General features: G+C 58.2%; 2 protein-coding genes and 1 pseudogene. 2 read left to right on the forward strand and 1 reads right to left on the reverse strand.

Annotated features, from left to right (window positions below; all coding sequences use genetic code 11):
- Positions 1 to 169 precede the first annotated feature (169 nt).
- Entirely contained in the window at positions 170 to 913 is a 744-nt protein-coding gene (locus ACEW8Q_RS16905; protein ID WP_373505227.1) for a recombinase family protein, read from the forward strand.
- The gene (locus ACEW8Q_RS16910) at positions 910 to 1,308 is read left to right on the forward strand and encodes a hypothetical protein (protein WP_373505226.1); all 399 of its coding nucleotides are present in this window, start codon (positions 910 to 912) and stop codon (positions 1,306 to 1,308) included. Before ACEW8Q_RS16905 ends, ACEW8Q_RS16910 begins: the two co-directional genes overlap by 4 nt.
- Positions 1,309 to 1,687: 379 nt before the next feature.
- Here ACEW8Q_RS16910 and ACEW8Q_RS16915 read toward each other — a convergent pair.
- Positions 1,688 to 2,066 (reverse strand): annotated as a pseudogene (locus ACEW8Q_RS16915) (transporter); the annotation flags it as partial.

Below are 2,066 nucleotides of genomic sequence, written 5' to 3' on the forward strand. Positions count from 1 at the left end.
ATCCGTTCAGGTCATGCGAAAGGCAGGGGCGATCCAACTTCTGACCGGTCCAAGAGACCACCGTTCTTCCGATCCGTCCCCCGCCGCTCTCCGGCATGTGTGAGGTGCCGGAGAGCGGCTCCCGTATCGCACAGGAGCCGGGGGATTTCTTAAGACAAACGTTCGCTGGATCTTCGCCCACTTCTTGGAGATTGGCTCCGCTACGGAGTTGGCGCGCGAGGTGGCGAAGCGGGGGATGCACACACCGCGCGGCAATCCCATAAGCAAGAATTTCCTCTACCGGATGCTGAACAACCGCGCCTACATCGGCGAAGCAGTTCACAAGGGCACTGGCTATGCCGGTGAGCATCAGCGCCTCATAGACCAGAAGACATGGGACAATGTTCAGTCGATCCTGCAGCAAAGCCCACGACTGCGCGCTAATAGCACGCGCACTGAAACTCCAGCCCTGCTGAAGGGATTGCTCTACGGTCCGGATGGCGCTGCCTTCTCGCCCACCCACACCCGAAAAGGGGACAGGCTCTACCGCTATTATGTCAGCCAGACGGTGCTTAAACACGGTGCTGGGAAATGCACTGTCGCCCGTGTATCGGCAGCGGAAATCGAAGCCACTGTCGTCAGCCAGCTTCGCAGCATGTTGCGCGCGCCGGAGGTCGTGATTTCCACATGGCGTGCCGCACAATCTGCTACCGAGGGATTAGTGGAAGATGAGGTTCGCGAGGCGCTGGCAACACTCGATCCGCTATGGGTTGAACTCTTCCCTGCCGAGCAGGCGCGGATCATCCAGTTGCTGATTGAGCGCGTGGATATAACTACGGACGGGCTGCAGTTCAGGTTCAAGGACAAGGGACTGGTGCTGATAGCGACAGAGGTGAACAGCTTGGACACCAAGAGGAAGGCAGCAGCGGCATGACGGACGTCTCCACTTCCTTGACCCTCACAGTGCCATTCGCTATCCGGAAGCGCGGTGGCCGAAAGCTCATCATCACGCCGGATGGGTCCAACGCGCAGCCCCAGCCACGCGTGCAGGTCGATAGCGCGCTTCTCAAGGCATTGGGGCGTGGGTTCCGCTGGCGCAAGCTGTTGGAGACTGGCGACTACACTACCATTGAGGAAATCGCCGATGCCGAGAACATCAACCCGTCATACGTCAGCCGGGTCCTGCGCATGACGCTGCTGGCGCCAGAGATCGTGGAGGCGATACTGCAAGGGCGGCAGCCGGCGGGGCTGACTATGGCGAGGGCGATGCAGCCGTTTCCGATAGAGTGGGAGATGCAAAGTCGTACCGTCTGTGTCCAACCACCTTGATACAGCAACATCACTGCATCAGTAGTGCGACCAGTTTGGATCTGGCCATTAAATTGAACCGACCCAGAAACGGGTGGTGGTTCCACCCACCAGCGTTCAGACTCCAAGCAACATGCCTAAGGAGAATGACTGATGTTAGGATTGTTCGGAATCCATGAGATTGCCGCAAGGCGCGGCGACGGTCTGCGTCCAGAATGTTTGGGCCTACGATCTGAGGAATCCTTTTGCGAAAGACTGACAATCACGCCTGTTGACGTTTCAGATGCTGGCCAGCGGTCGCTTGCCTCCGATACGAGGCGCGAGCCGCTGGCCGCTCGATCTCCTTCGCCTCAATCAATGCAACGATGTCGCTGATCTCCCAGAGCTTGCCTACGATGATCTATTTCTTTGGGAAGAGCAGCGTGAATCCGGCGCGGGCACCCAAGCCGGTGGGGCCGACATCGTCAGGCGAGTCGACCCAGTAACGGGCACCGACAAAAAACTGGATCGGCTGCTCACCGATCCGTGTGAGTTTGGACACCACCGCGTTGATGGGTACTGACCACTCCTCGGTTTCCCAGTTGTAGGTCGACTCTGTGTTCAGAGTAAAAGTCCATGAATCCTTGGTGGTGTAAGACACGAACGGCTGAAGGAAAGTCGAGTTGATATCTGGGTTTCCGTTGTTGGACCCGACAGACCAGATGTGGTTGGCGAGAGCGCCAACTGTCCAGCCATTGCCTTGCCATAGAGCAACCGCCGTGGGTCCAAGGCCCCATTGA

This window comes from Aestuariivirga sp. (assembly GCF_041738905.1).
Lineage (GTDB): Bacteria > Pseudomonadota > Alphaproteobacteria > Rhizobiales > Aestuariivirgaceae > Aestuariivirga.

Excerpts from the sequence above, each read along its gene's own strand:
- ACEW8Q_RS16910 (WP_373505226.1), top strand. The coding sequence starts at position 910 with ATGACGGACGTCTCCACTTCCTTGACCCTCACAGTGCCATTCGCTATC.